The sequence below is a fragment of the Bacillus rugosus genome (genome assembly GCF_023238245.1).
Lineage (GTDB): Bacteria > Bacillota > Bacilli > Bacillales > Bacillaceae > Bacillus > Bacillus rugosus.
The window spans coordinates 3,511,852-3,524,810 of record NZ_CP096590.1; the positions used below are offsets into that span (position 1 = coordinate 3,511,852).

A 12,959-nucleotide genomic window follows, 5' to 3' on the forward strand; every position below is an offset into this window, starting at 1 on the left:
ATAGAAGAAAAAGAAGGCAAAAGAAAAGCCGTCCCGAAAGCAGGACGGCTTCAGTGTGTCGACAAACCCTCGCATTTGTTGTCAAGTGTGTGCTTTGGTGCTCACGAATTTCACCATTCACTGTGCTGCGATGCTCGCTTGTTCCTAGACTTCAAGGGTTATCAATCACACTGAAAAATGACAAAATCCCAAAACGATAAACCGTTTTAGGATTCTGTCAACATTCTGGAACTGCCCCTAGAGCGGGACTGTTTTTTCTCTTTATACTCGCAAAAACTTGCGGATGGAAGTCAGACTTCCCCATACTCCAATCACTGCGCCGATTGCAACAAGCACTAACGAAATTTGGAATACAAATGGATTATAAGGAAGAAGAGAGACAAATGATCCTTGAACCTTCGGAACGACCCATCCAATGACATATTGGTAAGTGCTCAGCACCAGTGCAATCGGAATCACTGAACCGAATACGCCAAGCAGCAATCCTTCAAGGAAAAACGGCCAGCGGATAAACCAGTTCGTCGCGCCGACAAGCTTCATGATTTCAATTTCTTTTCTTCTTGCGAAAATTGTAATTTTAATGGTGTTGGAAATTAAGAACATCGCCGTAAATACCAGGCCGATAATTAACGCGATTCCGATGTTGCGGGAAACGCCGACCACTTTAAACAAACGGCTGACCTCTTCTTTTCCGTAAGTAACTTTATAGACATGATCCATTTTTTCAATCTTTTTCGCCACGTTCGGCGTATCATGCGGATCTGTCGTTTTTACGACAAACGCGTCATTAAGCGGGTTTTCCTGATCCTTCATCGTCAGGGATTTTCCGCTGTCCCCAAAACTGTCAACCAGCTGGTCAAGCTCTTTTTCTTTAGATGAAAAAGTGACACTTTGAATGCCCTTCAGATCCTTAATATCGTTCTGCAGCTTATCCTGTGCCTTCTGGTCTGCAGTCAGATCAATCAACACTTTGATTTCGACTTGCTTTTCAGCATTCGAAGCCATGTTATTCAAATTCAGCATAATCACTAAAAACACGCCGACTAAAATCAGCGTAACGGTTACAGCACTAATGGATGCAAACGTCATCCATGTGTTTCTCCCGAGAGATTTAAAACTCTCACGCAAGTGGCGCCCGAGAATTTTAATCATATGAACCATACTCCCCTCTTGACTCATCACGCACAATGATACCATCTTCGATTGCAATGACACGTTTCTTAATGGTGTTTACGATTTCTTTGTTATGTGTCGCCATCACGACTGTTGTCCCGCGGTTATTGATTTCCTCCAGTGTCTTCATGACTTCCCAGGACGTATCTGGATCAAGGTTTCCTGTAGGTTCATCAGCAATGACAACATCAGGGTTGTTCACAATTGATCTGGCAATAGATACACGCTGTTGTTCCCCGCCTGAAAGCGTGTCAGGAAATTGTCTTGCTTTATGCTTCAGCTGCACGAGATCAAGCACTTCAAGCACACGTTTTTTAATGACAGACGGCTGTTCTCCAATTACTTCAAGGGCAAACGCCACATTTTCAAAAACAGTAAGTTTCGGCAGAAGCTTAAAATCCTGGAAGACAACACCTATTTTACGGCGCACGAATGGAATCTCTTTTTCTTTAATTGTAGCGAGATCTTTATGATTAATTAAAATTTGTCCTTTTGTCGGTTTTTCTTCTCTGTATATCATTTTAATAAAAGTAGATTTACCCGCTCCGCTCGGACCAACAACATAAACAAACTCGCCGGGATGAATGGTAACAGAAATCCCATTGAGCGCTTTTACGCCGTTCGGATAGGCTTTATATACTTCTTTCATCTCTATCATGAAATCACCTAATCTTTTATATCATTTTATCTATCACACGGTCATAGTCTTCGAATACATTCGACAATTTATGACCCACTCATTTGTAAAAAGATGAAAAATCTGAAAGTTTCATTTTTCAACACACTTCATTATACGTCAAATTTAGACATAATACTATTACAGTTTCTTTTCATTCATATTGTTATGGCATAAAAAAATCCTTGCCTGCTGCGGCAAAGATTTTTTCACCTTACTTTTTTTCTGACAGCCATTTGGCAATAACAGCGGCTTCCTTATCATCTACAAGTCCCTTCGGCATATTGCCGCGGCCGTTTTTAATGATACTTTCAATTTTATCTTCGTCGTATTTGCCTCCGACCTCTTGGAGATTAGGCCCTGACATACCTTCTAAATCCTTGCCGTGGCAGCCTACGCAGCTTTGCTGATATAATTCTTCCCCCTCAGATGCAGAGGCTTCAGTCTTGCTGCCGGTGTCTGTCTTCTCTTCTTTTGCATCGTTTGAACCGCAAGCAGCCAATAGAACAGAAAGCGCAAATACAAGCATTAGTATCAATAACTTTGATTTCATGTTGAGTAGCACAACTCCTTTACGATCTCTTCCATATTATAACCTCGTTTAAGCGCGTTTGAAACCCTCGCCCAGCACCTCACTCGCATCTGCCACAATCACAAAAGCTGACTCATCAATCTGTTTAACGATTTGTTTCAATTTGGTGAATTCAGTTTGCCCAACCACACACATTAAAATCGGACGGTCATCGTCAGTATATCCGCCGACCGCGGAAATTTTCGTCACGCCTCTGTCAATCTTCTGTAAAACGGCTTCCTTGACAGCCTGCTCATGCTTTGTAATGATGAGCGCCATTTTTGAACGGTTGAAGCCGACTTGAACGACATCAATCGTTTTGCTGGACACATAGACACCAAGCATGGCATATAAACCTTGCTCAATATTAAATACGATCATAGCTGTAACGACAATTAATCCGTCAATGAGGGCGAGACACGTCCCTAATGACAGACCGGAGTACTTATGAATGATCTGTGCAGCCAAGGCCGTTCCTCCCGTCGAGCCTTTCCCTAAGTATACAATGCCGATTCCGACACCGATTCCGACGCCGCCAAAAATCGCCGCTAAGAGCTCATGATGGGTGGCAGGCTGAATATCTCTTGTCAAAAACACCACAAGCGGTAAAAAAACAGAACCTGCAAGCGTCTTAAGTCCAAATTTTCCGCCGAGCAAAATGACACCGGCAATAAATAAAGGAATATTAAAAATCCACTGTACATACGCTGCTTCAAAACCATATGACTGCAAAATCGTACTGATTCCGCTGACACCGCCGGCAGCAATCTTGTTTGGAAGCAAAAATACATTAAAGGACACACCTGTAATCGCTGCTCCTATCAGTATGTATACATAATCCTTTATAATTCGATATGTTTTATTCCGTACGTCCATTATATATCCTCCGTTTCTTCCAATGCTCTCCGATAGCATTTTAATCCTTCCCTGATCAGATGTAAATAACACCCAAATACAGTGGTAATATGCTAAAGCAGCAGTGAAATCAAGGATATGAAGGAATTAAAAAACACACCTGCATATATCAGGTGTGTTTTTCTGCTTATGATAGCTTAGAACGAAGGTAGGCATCAATAAATGTATCAATGTCTCCATCCATTACCGCTTGAACGTTCCCCATTTCTGTATTAGTTCGATGGTCTTTTACCATGGAATACGGATGGAATACGTAAGAACGGATTTGGCTGCCCCAGCCGATCTCTTTTTGTTCACCGCGAATTTCATCCAGCTCTGCCTGCTGTTCTTCAATTCTGCGCTGATACAGCTTGGCCTTCAGCATTTTCATGGCTCTTTCACGGTTTTTAATTTGTGAGCGTTCCGTTTGGCACGTCACAACCACATTCGTCGGCAAGTGAGTAATCCGAACGGCTGAATCTGTCGTATTGACGTGCTGTCCGCCCGCTCCGCTTGCACGGTACGTATCAACTTTAATATCCTCCGTACGGATATCTATATCGATCTCATCGTTAAATTCAGGCATGACTTCACATGAAACGAAAGACGTGTGGCGGCGGCCTGATGAATCAAACGGTGAAATCCGCACGAGACGATGGACACCTTTTTCTGCTTTGAGATAACCGTAAGCGTTGTGTCCTTTGATCAGCAATGTGACTGACTTGATTCCCGCCTCATCACCCGGAAGGTAATCGAGCGTTTCCACCTTAAAGCCGCGGCGTTCTCCCCATCTGGTATACATTCTAAGAAGCATAGAGCCCCAGTCCTGTGACTCTGTACCGCCAGCACCAGGGTGCAGTTCTAAAATCGCATTATTTTTATCATATGGCTCACTGAGAAGAAGCTGAAGCTCAAACTCATTGAACTCTTTTGTTAATGATTTTAGTTCTTTTTCAAGCTCAAGCTGGAGGTCAGAGTCCGGCTCTTCCTTCAAAAGATCATGAGTCATTTGCAATTCTTCGTGGGATTCATTCAATTTTTTATACGAATTGACATAATCCTTTATGCCGTTTGCTTCATTTATAACCGTTTGAGCTTTTTGCTGATCATTCCAGAATTCCGGATCAGACATTTGTTCATCTAGCTCAGCGATGCGGGCCTCCTTTGATTCGAGGTCAAAGAGACCCCCTAAAGTCCGCTAAACGAGAAGCCATATTTTCGAGCTCTACTCTGATTTCTGATAATTCCATTCCATTCACCTCATTAAAAGATCCGCGGGCGCTCAAAGCGCCGCGGTCAGCAACCTTGCCTGAGCGAACTATTCAGTCCGTCCGCAGCAATTTTTATATTTTTTTCCGCTTCCGCAGTGGCATGGGGCATTTCGTCCAATATCAACCACTTTGCGAACCGGTGCTTTCTTTGCTTTTTTGTTATCGTCGCCTTCTTGCTGCTGATGAGCCGTTGTCTGGCCCTGTACAACCTCTTCACGCTCCAGATTGTTTTCAATCTCAGCTTTCATCACAAATTTTGCAACCTCGTCCTCGATCGATTCAATCATATTCTCAAACATCGCAAAGCCTTCCATTTGATACTCACGAAGCGGATTCGTCTGCGCGTAAGCTCGAAGGTGAATCCCTTGGCGAAGCTGATCCATTGCATCGATGTGATCCATCCATTTTGAATCAACGGCTCGAAGGACGATGACTTTTTCGAATTCACGCATTTGCTCTTCGCCGAATTTCTCTTCTTTTTCATTATACTTCGTCATGATGCGATCCATAATGAGTTCATGCATTTCATCCGGCTCTTTGCCGAAGATATCGCTCTTCTCAAGCGCACCTTCATCAAGATAAGTCGTGTTGACAAGCTCAACAAGACCGTCAAGCTTCCACTCTTCAGGAAGCTCTTCTCTTGGCGTATAGGCTGCAATTGCCCGTTCGAGAGAAGACTTGATCATATTTTCAACGATTTCGCGCAAGTTTTCAGAGTCAATGACTTCAAAGCGCTGCTTATAAATGACCTCACGCTGCTGGCGGAGGACGTCATCGTATTGCAGAAGCTGTTTACGTGAATCGAAGTTGTTGCCTTCGACGCGTTTTTGAGACGATTCAACCGCGCGGGATACCATTTTGCTTTGGATTGGAGTAGAGTCATCCATGCCGAAGCGGTCAAGCATCGCCATTGTCCGCTCAGCTCCAAATCTGCGCATCAATTCATCTTCCATAGAAAGATAAAATTGGGTGATCCCCGGGTCTCCCTGACGTCCAGAACGTCCACGGAGCTGATTGTCAATCCTGCGTGATTCATGGCGTTCCGTTCCGACAACTGCGAGGCCGCCAAGCTCTTTTACACCTTCGCCAAGCTTAATGTCCGTTCCGCGCCCCGCCATGTTTGTCGCAATTGTAACTGCGCCTTTTTGGCCAGCCTCTTCAATGATCTGCGCTTCACGCTCATGGTTTTTGGCGTTTAACACTTGATGCGGGATCCCTTTGTTTTTAAGCAGCTTAGAAATCAATTCAGATGTTTCAACCGCAACTGTACCGACAAGAACAGGCTGTCCGGTCATGTAACGCTGTGCGACATCCTCCGCAACCGCCTTAAACTTACCTTCCATCGTACGGTAAATTAAATCCGGACGGTCGTCACGGACAACAGGCTTGTTAGTAGGAATCGTGACAACCTGCATGTTATAGATGTTGCGGAATTCTTCTTCCTCTGTCTTAGCCGTACCAGTCATACCGGCAAGTTTTTCGTACATCCGGAAGTAGTTTTGGAACGTAATGGTCGCCAAGGTCATGCTTTCATTTTGAATTTCAAGCCCTTCCTTTGCTTCAATCGCCTGGTGAAGTCCCTCGCTGTAGCGGCGTCCTTTCATCAGACGTCCCGTGAAGGAATCAACAATGACTACCTGGCCGTCTTCCACTACATAGTCAACGTCCTTCTGCATCGCAGCGTGTGCTTTTAAGGACTGATTGATATGGTGGTTGAGCGCGACATGTTTCACATCAAACAGGTTATCAATGCCGAACGCTTTTTCCGCCTTCGTCATTCCTTCCTCAGTCAACTGTACACCTTTTGTTTTGATATCATACGTATAATCCTTCTCCGCTTTTAACGTGCGGACAAAAGCATTTGCCTGTACGTACAGCTTAGTGGATTTTGCAGCTTGTCCAGAAATAATAAGCGGTGTTCTCGCTTCATCAATTAAAATAGAGTCAACTTCATCTATTACCGCAAAATGAAGCGGGCGCTGAACCATCTGCTCTTTATAAAGAACCATATTGTCACGCAAATAGTCGAAACCAAGTTCGTTGTTTGTGGAGTAAGTAATGTCAGCTGCATAAGCTTCCCGTTTTTCATCTTTTGACATTGAGTTTAAATTCAAACCGACAGTCATACCGAGAAACTCGAAAATTTTCCCCATCTGCTCAGCGTCACGGCTTGCCAAGTATTCGTTGACAGTCACGATGTGTACGCCTTTACCTGTTAACGCATTTAAATAAACAGGCAGAGTAGACGTTAACGTTTTCCCTTCCCCTGTTTTCATTTCCGCGATATTTCCGTCATGAAGCGCTACGCCCCCCATGAGCTGGACTTTGAACGGAAACATGCCGGTTACTCGGCGCGAAGCTTCCCGAACAACAGCGAATGCTTCAACAAGAAGATCATCAGTTGTCGCCCCTTTTTCAAGGCGCTCTTTAAATTCAATCGTTTTATGTTTCAGCGCGTCGTCAGAGAGATTTTCATAGTCTCCGCGAACAGCATCAATATCGTTAGCTATTTTTTCGTATCTATTCAGCGTACGTTTTGTTGGATCAAACATTTTATTTAAAATTCCAAGCATTTATAACGCTCCTCTATCATCACATGCCTGATTTGCAGACATGTATAAATAATTTACTAGTCCATGTATACCTCTCATTATCATATCATACCTTCTGTTATTTCCAAAGAATTTGCAAATAAGAAAAACAAAAACCTTCCGCGGTTATCGCGGAAGGTTTCTCTTCATTATTCAGTCGGTTCAATCAAGCCATATTTCCCATCATTTCTGCGGTACACGACATTTGTTAGGTTTGTTTCCGCATTTGTGAAAACAAAGAAATTATGGCCGAGCATATTCATTTGCAAGATCGCTTCTTCACTGTCCATTGGCTTTAGATTAAAGCGTTTCTGACGGACAATGTCCAAGCTCTCCTCATCTTCTATTTCATCCTGAACCGCAATATCTGTATCAGAGCCAAGGCCGTTTGCCAATAAATATTTTGGAGAGCCCTGCTCACGGAATTTACGGTTTACTTTCGTTTTGTGCTTACGGATTTGACGTTCCAGTTTGTTTGTTGCGAGATCAATTGCGTTGTACATATCCTCGTTATGCACCTCGGATCGAAGCTCCAGATCTGTCATCGGAATCGTAACCTCAACTTTAGACTCCTTGTCATTGTAAAACTTCAAGTTGACGTTCACATCGGCATTCACGCTATGGTCAAAATAACGCTCCAGCTTGCCGATCTTCTTCTCGACATGATCCTTTAACGCGGGTGTCACTTCAATATTTTCTCCTCTGATGTTATAGTTCATCAAAGAACGCCTCCCTTTTATTAAGGATATGTATCTATTTCTTCTTTACCCTTCACAATTCCTGCTGAAACGTAATTTTTTTGTGAAAATTCAGTGAACTTTGTCGAATTGTGTTTGTATTCCTGCTGTATGCGGTTCGGAGGTATATGTATATGCTGATTGAAAAAAACAAATACCTCACACTCGCCTAATTGATAACAAAGGGTTCCATACATCGATGAATAGACAGCATCCATTTTCTATAATGAATCAGAAAATGCTCTTTTAAATACTCGCAGAACTCATGTGAGGGAAAAGAGAAAGAAACCAATTGATCAAACTCTGCAAAAATTTGGTCAAATGCTTTAATGCAAATTTCAGCACACCGCGTATCCAAAATAAAAAGAAGTGTTGAATGTGTTGAATCCAAATAAAAAAAGGCTTGGATCAGATCTTGGTAGATCCGATCCCCTTCTGTTTTTGATAAATTCTGTTCAGCTTCTATCAAATAACATAGCCCTTCCTCAATCGTAAAAAGAAGATGATAATAAGCTGATAAAAGCGTATAATCTTCAATGCTCTTCAAGGCACTCACCTATTTACGCTTGTCATAATATCTGCCGTCAATCGTGATGTTGTTATAAGGATTTAAATACGTCGTATGCATCGCACGTTTTCTTTTTACCTGCTGAAGTTCTGCTGCGATTGACTGCTTTAATCTTTTCATTTCCTTCACAATAAGCTGATCCCATGTCAGGACAAGCTTCATCTGCTTTTTTTCTTCTTCTGAAAGCGGCAGAGATATCTCCTGAATAAGTTCAGACCGTTTAGCCACAAAGTCTTCAATTTGCTTTAAAAGTTCATCGCTTTCCGGTGTATCTTGTATATGCGACAGCATACTCTGCGTCTCAGTATATAGTTGATCTATGTTATTCATGCGATCCCGCCTGATCCGTGTCGGTCCTTCCGTTCACTTTGAATGGCTTGTTTCCATGCATCACGAAAATCTGTTACATATCCTTCGACCTCAGCCAGCATGCTCGTATCATTTTTGATGTTTGCCTGTACCAATCTTCGATACATATAATCGTACATCGCACCCATGGAAGCGGAAAGCTCTATGTTGCGGTTCAGCGTAAAATTTAATTCCTGAATGATATTTTGCGCTTTAATCAGATTTTCATTTTTACGTTCCATATCATCATTCTCAATGGCCTGAGATGCGAGTCTTATAAATTTCAAACAGCCATTATACAGCATAAGTGTCAGTTCACCTGGTGTAGCAGTATTCACTGAATTTTGCTGATAGGCTGTATAAGGATTTTGGATCGCCATGTGTCATCCTCCAAATTACATTTATTGTACAAGAAGCTGTGATAAATAGGACGCTTGTTCGTTCATTTTTTGAATCGCAGAATCCATTGCACTGAATTTTTTATAATAACGGTTTTCTATCGTGTTCAATCGGTCCTGCATTTTGATAATATCCGTGCTGATCGTGTTTAAATTTTTACCGATTGAGTAGTTATCGGCGCCCATTGTCGAGTTGCCGGCTTTTGCTTCAATGCTTTTCACTGTGCTTTTCAGTGTATCACCGATGCGTTTCATAATTCCTTTATCACTATAGTCACTGCTGTTCGTTCCGCTTGTAAATAAGGCGGCAACACTTTGCGGATCTTCTTGTATTTTGGCTTTCAATTTGTCTTCATTAATCTCCAAATGTCCTCGTAATTGGTACGCACTTGAGGTTGTGATGCCAAATTCAGTTAATTGATAGCTTTTTCCATTCGCATTTACTTGAGTATAAAAATCCGTACGCATTTGGTTCGTACCAGTGCTTATGCTGGTATCATTTCTTAGCAAACCGCTTTTCGCTTTCTCTTCCCAGAGTTCTACCTCTTTATCGGACATTGCTTCTTTTTGTTCACTCGTCAGCGGCGTATAATCTCTGTATTTTTCTTCCTTAAGCTTTTCATTCAGGCTGTCAACCAATTCATTGTATTTATCTACAAACTCTTTAATTTGATTATAAATCCCGTCAACATCAGTAGAAACAGATGTGGTAACAGGGCCTGTGGCTGCAGTTGTGTTTTTGATCGAGTAGGTAACGCCATTAACCGTAAAGTTGTTTGTCAGCTTCTCCATTTCAAAGCCATTAATTGTGACTTTTGCATTTGTTCCTTCTTTGTAAGCAGTTAGCTTATTATCAGCGTCTAAAGAAAAACCAAGCTGTCCGGACATAAAGTCGGCTGTAGCAGAGTCTGCTGCCTGTATGCTGCCTCCTGCACCTGTTGCTTTAGAAGAAAACGCAATCGTTTCTACATACTCTGTACCATTCCAAATTTTATCTTTAAATGCTGATACGCCTAGATCTGAGCTGTTAAGTTTAGAAATCACATTATCAATCGTATCTGCGCTCGTCACACTGATGTTTACTGTTTTTGCTGTTGTCTCGCCAGGCGCAACAACGTTAAATGCCAAATTATAATCGCCTTGTGTGTATCCCGTATAATTATTTGCCTTATAAGTCGCTGCGGTTGCCAAGCTCGCTACTTCAACAGTAGAAGAAGAGTTTGGCGCACTTGCGCTTCCTGTAGCAGTTAACACAGACTCATTGGAGCTGGTAACAGTTTTGCTCTGATACGTACTCGGATATGTCAACGTATTTTTAGACATATAATCTTGCAGTTCTTTTATTTTTGAGTTTACTTCACGGTAGCTGTCACGCTGCCATTCAAGAGTCTGTTTTTTTTGTGTCAGCTTATCCAGTGGCGCTCTTTCTGTCTGCATCAGCTTTGATACGATATCATCTATATCCATTCCTGACGCCAGACCTGTTATTCTCGTGACCATTCCAAACCACTCCTAATCTACTTTTTCTCATCTACAAATAACCCAAGAAATTCAGTCATAGCCGCATAAAAATCAAGCCACCGTTTCGGCGGAATTTCGCGGATGACTTCATTTGTAGAGTCCTCTATTACTTGTACATAGTATTCATTTAACTTCTCATGGAGCTCAAACTTCAGGTGAACTTGCGAAGGTTCCAAAAGCTTGTTCATTTCCCCTACCATTTCAGCAAGATTGGTATATGTAACTTGATGAACAGGAACCTCACTCTCATGATCTTTCTGATTATGTATTTGAGTATCATAACGATCCCAAACAGGTTGTAACGTAGTGAGCCTTTCAATATTCAATTGATCATCCCCTATGTCCCAATCTATCGTTTATATCGACTAAGTCGAGATAAGATTACACATATTTTTGGAAAAAAACTCATCTGTTTTAGATTTCTTGTTTGGAAATACATTTATAAAGCAGGTGGAGAATCCGATTATTATATCACGAGTTATAGACAGCAGGGGGAAAGATTTGGAGTTAGGAATATAAAAAAAGACCCCGGCAATCGCCAAGGTCTTTTTCAAAATTAACGTAACAATTGAAGTACGTTTTGCGGCTGTTGGTTTGCTTGAGCAAGCATCGCTTGAGAAGCTTGAGAAAGAATGTTGTTCTTTGTGAACTCGCTCATCTCTTTAGCCATGTCAACGTCACGGATACGAGACTCAGCAGCTGTCAGGTTTTCACCAGAAGCGCCTAAGTTGTTGATTGTATGCTCTAGACGGTTTTGTACCGCACCAAGTTTTGAACGTTGTGTTGAAACATTGTTAATAGCAGTATCAATTAAACCAAGTTGTGTATCAAATGCAGTTGCATCAGTTTCGAATGCAGTAACATCGATACCGTCAATTCCTAGTCCAGTTGCACTCATATCACCGATATTAACTGAAAGTTGTTGTCCTGCGTTTGCACCAATTTGGAATGTTAATTTGTTAGTTGCAAAGTCGCCATTAAGAAGCTTCTTACCGTTAAATTCAGTTCTGTCAGAGATACCTTTACTTCCACCTGTCATACCACCAACTTCTTCAAGTAGAGATTTGATCTCTTCTTGGATAGCACCTAAGTCAGTACCGTCTTGAGTACCAGTATTGTTTGCTTGTACTGCAAGCTCACGAACACGTTGAAGGATTGAGTGAGTTTCAGTCAATGCACCTTCAGCTGTTTGGATAAGAGAGATTCCGTCTTGAGAGTTTTTAGAAGCCATTTCAAGACCTCTGATTTGTCCTCTCATTTTTTCAGAGATCGCAAGACCTGCTGCGTCATCTCCAGCACGGTTGATACGAAGACCTGAAGAAAGCTTCTCCATGTTCTTTTGGCTAGCACCGTTGTTTGAAGACAAGCGGTTCAGTGTGTTAAGTGCTGCGATATTGTGGTTAATTCTCATTGTTTTGTTCCTCCCTGAATGTGTTTTTAGGCACGTCCTTGTGCCTCATTTTTTATAACTGGCGGAGTCTTTTGCGTCTCCTCCCGGCTACATCATTAATATCGGATTGTCTCTGATTTTGTTAATACAAAAATGAAAAAATCCTCACTTTTTTTGTGAGGATAATGCAGAGATCACATCGCTGGATAACGCTGCTGCTCGGTTATTTTCTTCCTGAATGGTCAAATATATTTCTTTCCTGTGAATATCAATATTCTTTGGGGCGTCAATTCCAAGTTTCACTTGATCACCCTCAACCGCAATGACTTTTACTTCAATATCGACACCTATTTGAATCGCTTCGTTTATTTTCCGCGATAAAACTAGCATGATTCTCCTCCAATCGGATGCTTTGTCGTATATGAGGAGTCGTGTAAAACGACTTGCTTAGCCATCATGTTCTTGCGATTCACAATAATGGGAGCCAATAAATTTGCAGTAGATTTTTCGAATGGCTCTGCCATGGTCAATATTGTTATGACTTCTATCTCTTCAATATTATCGATATCCAAAAGTTCAACAGTCGATTCATCAAGGTCAAATTCATAATTCTTAAAAAAGATGAACGGACTTACAACGATGAACGCAAGATTTTCTGAAGTGACGGACTGCAGCGCCACGAAGGGAGAGTCTTCCGAAAGCGGAAGAATGACGAACTGTTTTTCTTCTAAAAAGCCTGGAATCCCGTTTTCAAAAAGAATGATTTGTTCTTCTTTTACGTTCATTTGGCCATGGTACTTTGTATGAATGATCATTGTTCA

Annotated in this window: 15 protein-coding genes; all 15 read right to left on the bottom strand. The window is 41.8% G+C overall.

Features of this window, described 5'->3' with window-relative positions:
* Positions 1 to 261: 261 nt before the first annotated feature.
* The 15 genes from ftsX to fliW all read right to left on the bottom strand — a co-directional run bounded on the left by ftsX (position 262) and on the right by fliW (position 12,953).
* The gene (ftsX, locus tag M0696_RS17840; RefSeq protein ID WP_003219742.1) at positions 262 to 1,152 is read right to left on the bottom strand and encodes a permease-like cell division protein FtsX; all 891 of its coding nucleotides are present in this window, start codon (positions 1,150 to 1,152) and stop codon (positions 262 to 264) included.
* Positions 1,145 to 1,831 carry a cell division ATP-binding protein FtsE gene (gene ftsE / locus M0696_RS17845; protein WP_003219741.1) on the bottom strand — a complete coding sequence of 229 codons (687 nt, stop codon included), beginning with the start codon at positions 1,829 to 1,831 and terminating at the stop codon, positions 1,145 to 1,147. Before ftsE ends, ftsX begins: the two co-directional genes overlap by 8 nt.
* 232 nt (positions 1,832 to 2,063) lie before the next feature.
* Positions 2,064 to 2,402, bottom strand: a complete 339-nt coding sequence (cccB, locus tag M0696_RS17850) for a cytochrome c551 (RefSeq protein WP_166847766.1) — start codon at positions 2,400 to 2,402, stop codon at positions 2,064 to 2,066.
* A gap of 48 nt (positions 2,403 to 2,450) precedes the next feature.
* Positions 2,451 to 3,296 (bottom strand): YitT family protein, encoded by an 846-nt coding sequence (locus M0696_RS17855; protein ID WP_166847763.1) that lies wholly within the window; start codon positions 3,294 to 3,296, stop codon positions 2,451 to 2,453.
* Positions 3,297 to 3,462: 166 nt separating this feature from the next.
* A protein-coding gene (prfB, locus tag M0696_RS17860) for a peptide chain release factor 2 (RefSeq protein ID WP_248602229.1) occupies positions 3,463 to 4,564 on the bottom strand; the annotation gives its coding sequence in 2 pieces (ribosomal slippage) (positions 3,463 to 4,491 and positions 4,493 to 4,564; 1,101 coding nt in all).
* Positions 4,565 to 4,632: 68 nt separating this feature from the next.
* Entirely contained in the window at positions 4,633 to 7,158 is a 2,526-nt protein-coding gene (gene secA, locus M0696_RS17865) for a preprotein translocase subunit SecA (RefSeq protein ID WP_166847759.1), read from the bottom strand.
* A gap of 167 nt (positions 7,159 to 7,325) precedes the next feature.
* Positions 7,326 to 7,895: a ribosome hibernation promotion factor gene (hpf, locus tag M0696_RS17870; protein WP_248602230.1), complete on the bottom strand. Its 570-nt coding sequence runs from the start codon at positions 7,893 to 7,895 to the stop codon at positions 7,326 to 7,328.
* Between the two features lie 187 nt (positions 7,896 to 8,082).
* Positions 8,083 to 8,460: a DUF8042 domain-containing protein gene (locus M0696_RS17875; protein WP_166847742.1), complete on the bottom strand. Its 378-nt coding sequence runs from the start codon at positions 8,458 to 8,460 to the stop codon at positions 8,083 to 8,085.
* 9 nt (positions 8,461 to 8,469) lie between these two features.
* Positions 8,470 to 8,811: a flagellar protein FliT gene (gene fliT, locus M0696_RS17880; RefSeq protein WP_166847740.1), complete on the bottom strand. Its 342-nt coding sequence runs from the start codon at positions 8,809 to 8,811 to the stop codon at positions 8,470 to 8,472.
* On the bottom strand, positions 8,808 to 9,209 hold the full coding sequence (gene fliS, locus M0696_RS17885) for a flagellar export chaperone FliS (protein WP_003219733.1): 402 nt from the start codon (positions 9,207 to 9,209) through the stop codon (positions 8,808 to 8,810). The genes fliT and fliS overlap by 4 nt, the downstream gene beginning before the upstream one ends.
* Before the next feature lie 21 nt (positions 9,210 to 9,230).
* A complete protein-coding gene (locus M0696_RS17890; RefSeq protein ID WP_166847737.1) occupies positions 9,231 to 10,727 on the bottom strand; it encodes a flagellar hook-associated protein 2 in 1,497 nt (498 codons plus the stop codon).
* A gap of 17 nt (positions 10,728 to 10,744) precedes the next feature.
* Positions 10,745 to 11,074 carry a flagellar protein FlaG gene (gene flaG, locus M0696_RS17895; RefSeq protein WP_222142123.1) on the bottom strand — a complete coding sequence of 110 codons (330 nt, stop codon included), beginning with the start codon at positions 11,072 to 11,074 and terminating at the stop codon, positions 10,745 to 10,747.
* 230 nt (positions 11,075 to 11,304) lie between these two features.
* Entirely contained in the window at positions 11,305 to 12,159 is an 855-nt protein-coding gene (gene hag, locus M0696_RS17900; RefSeq protein WP_010332058.1) for a flagellin Hag, read from the bottom strand.
* A 144-nt stretch (positions 12,160 to 12,303) separates the two neighbouring features.
* Positions 12,304 to 12,528: a carbon storage regulator CsrA gene (gene csrA, locus M0696_RS17905; protein WP_222142124.1), complete on the bottom strand. Its 225-nt coding sequence runs from the start codon at positions 12,526 to 12,528 to the stop codon at positions 12,304 to 12,306.
* Positions 12,522 to 12,953 (bottom strand): flagellar assembly protein FliW, encoded by a 432-nt coding sequence (gene fliW / locus M0696_RS17910; protein ID WP_222142125.1) that lies wholly within the window; start codon positions 12,951 to 12,953, stop codon positions 12,522 to 12,524. The genes csrA and fliW overlap by 7 nt, the downstream gene beginning before the upstream one ends.
* Positions 12,954 to 12,959 lie beyond the last annotated feature (6 nt).

Excerpts from the sequence above, each read along its gene's own strand:
- fliT (WP_166847740.1), bottom strand. The coding sequence starts at position 8,811 with ATGAATAACATAGATCAACTATATACTGAGACGCAGAGTATGCTGTCG.
- ftsE (WP_003219741.1), bottom strand. The coding sequence starts at position 1,831 with ATGATAGAGATGAAAGAAGTATATAAAGCCTATCCGAACGGCGTAAAA.
- fliW (WP_222142125.1), bottom strand. The coding sequence starts at position 12,953 with ATGATCATTCATACAAAGTACCATGGCCAAATGAACGTAAAAGAAGAA.
- hag (WP_010332058.1), bottom strand. The coding sequence starts at position 12,159 with ATGAGAATTAACCACAATATCGCAGCACTTAACACACTGAACCGCTTG.
- secA (WP_166847759.1), bottom strand. The coding sequence starts at position 7,158 with ATGCTTGGAATTTTAAATAAAATGTTTGATCCAACAAAACGTACGCTG.
- hpf (WP_248602230.1), bottom strand. The coding sequence starts at position 7,895 with ATGAACTATAACATCAGAGGAGAAAATATTGAAGTGACACCCGCGTTA.
- fliS (WP_003219733.1), bottom strand. The coding sequence starts at position 9,209 with ATGGCGATCCAAAATCCTTATACAGCCTATCAGCAAAATTCAGTGAAT.
- M0696_RS17855 (WP_166847763.1), bottom strand. The coding sequence starts at position 3,296 with ATGGACGTACGGAATAAAACATATCGAATTATAAAGGATTATGTATAC.
- ftsX (WP_003219742.1), bottom strand. The coding sequence starts at position 1,152 with ATGATTAAAATTCTCGGGCGCCACTTGCGTGAGAGTTTTAAATCTCTC.
- csrA (WP_222142124.1), bottom strand. The coding sequence starts at position 12,528 with ATGCTAGTTTTATCGCGGAAAATAAACGAAGCGATTCAAATAGGTGTC.
- cccB (WP_166847766.1), bottom strand. The coding sequence starts at position 2,402 with ATGAAATCAAAGTTATTGATACTAATGCTTGTATTTGCGCTTTCTGTT.
- M0696_RS17890 (WP_166847737.1), bottom strand. The coding sequence starts at position 10,727 with ATGGTCACGAGAATAACAGGTCTGGCGTCAGGAATGGATATAGATGAT.